The sequence below is a fragment of the Bacteroidota bacterium genome (assembly GCA_030706565.1).
In the GTDB taxonomy this organism is placed as follows: Bacteria; Bacteroidota; Bacteroidia; order Bacteroidales; family JAUZOH01; genus JAUZOH01.
Genome location: JAUZOH010000411.1, coordinates 1 through 3,229, shown reverse-complemented (window position 1 = coordinate 3,229; position 3,229 = coordinate 1). Strand labels below are relative to the sequence as shown.

Sequence of the window (3,229 nt, the reverse complement as noted above, 5' to 3'; positions counted from 1 at the left end):
ACAACTGCAGGCAACGTGGCTACAGTGATGCGCTGGCACAGGAAGTGTGGCGGCAGATGTCGTCATTCGCCGGTTATTCGTTCTGTAAGGCCCACTCGGCCAGCTATGCCGTGGAAAGCTATCAGAGCCTTTATCTTAAAACCTATTTTCCACATGAGTTTCATGTGGCGGTGATTAATAATTTTGGCGGATTTTACCAGACCTGGGTATATATCAACGAAGCCAGGCACTGCGGGGCAAATATCAGGCTGCCTGATATAAATAAAAGCGAGCATCTGACTACCCTTTATGGCAATGATATCTACCTGGGACTGATCCTTCTGAAAAATCTGGAAGGGGAACTGGCTCAGCAGATTGTTGATGAACGAAAATTACATGGTGAATTTCAGGATCTCAGTGATTTTACCGAACGTGTTCCCACAGGCAACGAGCAGCTGAGGATATTGATCAAGGCCGGAGCTTTCCGGTTTACCGGCAAAACAAAGAAGCAACTGATGTGGGAACAGCTGTTATTCGCTGGTAAAACGGAAAAGAGGGCCCTAATCGCTAGGTTATTCCCTGAAAAGCGCAGGGAATTCAGGCTGCCGGATTTAAAGACCAATGTATTGGAAGATGCATACGATGAAATGGAGCTGATGGGCTTCCCGGTAAGCATGAGCCGCTTTGATATGTTGCAGACTTCATACCGGGGAAATACCCTGGCTCATGAACTGTTGCCCAAATTGGGTAAGGTGGTTCGAATGATTGGCGAACTGGTTTCTCTCAAATATGTTTTTACCGTAAAGCATGAAATTATGCATTTCGGCTGTTTTCTGGATACCTGTGGCGACTTTTTCGACACGGTGCATTTTCCTGATTCCCTGAAAAGGTACCCGTTTACCGGACAAGGGGTATACCTTCTGGAAGGCAAAGTGGTGCAGGAATTTGATTATCCCAGTGTGGAAATCCGCAAAATGGCCAGGTTACCCTATAAGACGGATCCTAGAAGATTGTGAAACTTGGATTTTTTTAGAACCTTAATGGACGCTTCTTAAATCCTTTCAGTTTTTTCACACTTCACTCTATTTCCATATTCCTGAAAGGATTGAAAGTACGATTAATGAAATGGGAATTAAAAAATCCGGTGCAATGCTGATTACATTGCCGGGGTTGAAATTATTATTCTTTTTAACCTCTTTTATATGAACAAGTGCAGCTCCAATGTATAGAGGTACTAATGTTATGATAGTGGCCAGCCAGAAATAACCTTTAAACCATATACACATCAACCCGGCAATTCCATAACCCAATTCGGCAAAGCCCAGCTCTTTTTGGAAGAACGAACCTTTTCCCCATCCGATGGATTCTGCAACCTGATCGGATTTGAATACATGCCCCGCGAAACCGACAATATTAGTCAAACTTACTGTTACTGTCAATTGATAAAACAGAAGATTGTTGGAAATAGAAATTAAATCCCTTATGCTTGGATCAAGTAATGTAGTTATGATTCCGACAATCAATCCTAAAAGCCAACAGATAATAAATATCATGATATGTTTTTAATAATTTTCGTGTCAAAGTAAATAATCATTCCGGAATTGCCCAGAAAATATTGGGATTATGAGTAATAAACGTATGAATAAAACATAAGTTTTCTTCAAAATTTTTTTGAGCAGATTCAAGTTTTTTATAATCAATAGGATCTAAATCGAGATATTTTATTTCTTTCCCTTTGATTTTAGTTCCATAGTCAAACTCACTGTTTAACGGACTTTCAAGTCTATAAAGATTTTTTGTCATATAATCAAGATACGCTTCTTTACTTTCGGATTGTTTATGATTCCAATTTGCGTTCGGGTTTATAATCAAAGGTTTACCGGTTATTAATCTTTCCCTTACTTCCTGAATGCCTAATAATTCACCTTTTTCATTCATTACATAAGTATCAAAAGTAGGGTCAATCCACAGCCATTTCTTTAAGGTCATTGAATATACGGTTACGATGACATGACAGTCATTGTCTGTTGAATCTTTTGGTAGACATCTGACATACCTTGATTTAAAACCTAATGAAAGGTAACATTCGTTCAAAACAACTGAAAGTCCGTAACAAGTTAAAGTCCTTTTCCCATTTTTACATAACTGAATCATATTTAAGGCATTTAGTTGATCAGGATTTCCTTTGTACCCATCGTGATGTATTAAATTATGAACCCAGTTTGAGATATTTATAATCTGTGAAATTTCATTTCCCATACCGGCTATGGAATCGAGCTGATATGTTTTTCTTAATAATTGTAAGTTGGGATTATCTTTTGACTGATAAGTAAATTTTATATGTTCTTCTTTTCCGCTTCCTTCATATTTGGCGGCTTTTTTCAGTGTATTTAAATAATCAGGTGCATTTTCCCTGGCATATTTGAGACAAGTTTTAAACCGTTTCTCTTTTCGGATATTTTTCAAATCTTCATCAACCAACATTTGTCTGTAATCTGTGAATTTTGATTTTTCCAGATATTCCAGAGCTTTGGTTTTATTATTTAAGATGGAATAAAGACAAGCAAAACTATAGTTAAGGTTACTGAATATAACTTTATATATATTCTGAGATTCTTCATTAAGTGACGAAAAATCCATTGTTAAATGATCGAGTGATCTTTTATATTGTGCTGTATCTCTTTTCTGGAAAGCTGTGACCATCATACTTTCGTAGTTGTATGCATGCTTTTCAAACTCGGGATTCTCCTGTGCTTTTAAACTCATATTACAGAAGATCGCAAAAATGATTAATAGGAGGAAATTAGATTTCATTATTTTAATTTTTAATAAAATACACTTTAAAAATAGTGCTGTTATGAGAAATAAAATTAAAAATTTATAATTTTAATGCAATAAAATATGTTATTTATTGGAAAAAATACGACATCCTGTTTGGTCGATTATTACAGGTTTGGTTGGCAGATAAAGATTGGAATTTTTATTTCTTATTGATACAAAGACAATTATATACATCTGCCATCGAATTTTCATCTTCAGCCAAAATAAACAATTTGTCATTGCTTAATAAAACGGTTGATCCGGTAGCTGACATATAGCTATTGTCCCGTTGAATGAAGGAGATGGTTGCGTTTTTAGGGAATTTGAGTTGCACGATTTGCCTGCCGATGATGGGACTATCTTCAGGAATAACAATATCGGTCAACTGGGACTTGATGCCATCCGAAAGTACAATGTCTGTCTGGGTTTT

4 protein-coding genes are annotated in these 3,229 nt (G+C 36.6%); 1 reads left to right on the top strand and 3 read right to left on the bottom strand.

The window, feature by feature from the left end; translation table 11 throughout:
• Window positions 1–995 (top strand): DNA polymerase III subunit alpha (locus tag Q8907_14890; protein MDP4275558.1); only part of this gene is annotated, 995 nt, incomplete at its 5' end.
• A gap of 66 nt (window positions 996–1,061) precedes the next feature.
• Here Q8907_14890 and Q8907_14885 read toward each other — a convergent pair.
• The 3 genes from Q8907_14885 to Q8907_14875 all read right to left on the bottom strand — a co-directional run.
• Window positions 1,062–1,532: a stearoyl-CoA 9-desaturase gene (locus Q8907_14885; GenBank protein MDP4275557.1), complete on the bottom strand. Its 471-nt coding sequence runs from the start codon at window positions 1,530–1,532 to the stop codon at window positions 1,062–1,064.
• A gap of 37 nt (window positions 1,533–1,569) precedes the next feature.
• A complete protein-coding gene (locus Q8907_14880) occupies window positions 1,570–2,745 on the bottom strand; it encodes a transglutaminase domain-containing protein (protein ID MDP4275556.1) in 1,176 nt (391 codons plus the stop codon).
• A gap of 214 nt (window positions 2,746–2,959) precedes the next feature.
• A partial coding sequence (locus Q8907_14875; protein MDP4275555.1) for a TrkA C-terminal domain-containing protein occupies window positions 2,960–3,229 on the bottom strand: 270 nt, incomplete at its 5' end.

Excerpts from the sequence above, each read along its gene's own strand:
- Q8907_14880 (MDP4275556.1), bottom strand. The coding sequence starts at position 2,745 with ATGAGTTTAAAAGCACAGGAGAATCCCGAGTTTGAAAAGCATGCATAC.
- Q8907_14885 (MDP4275557.1), bottom strand. The coding sequence starts at position 1,532 with ATGATATTTATTATCTGTTGGCTTTTAGGATTGATTGTCGGAATCATA.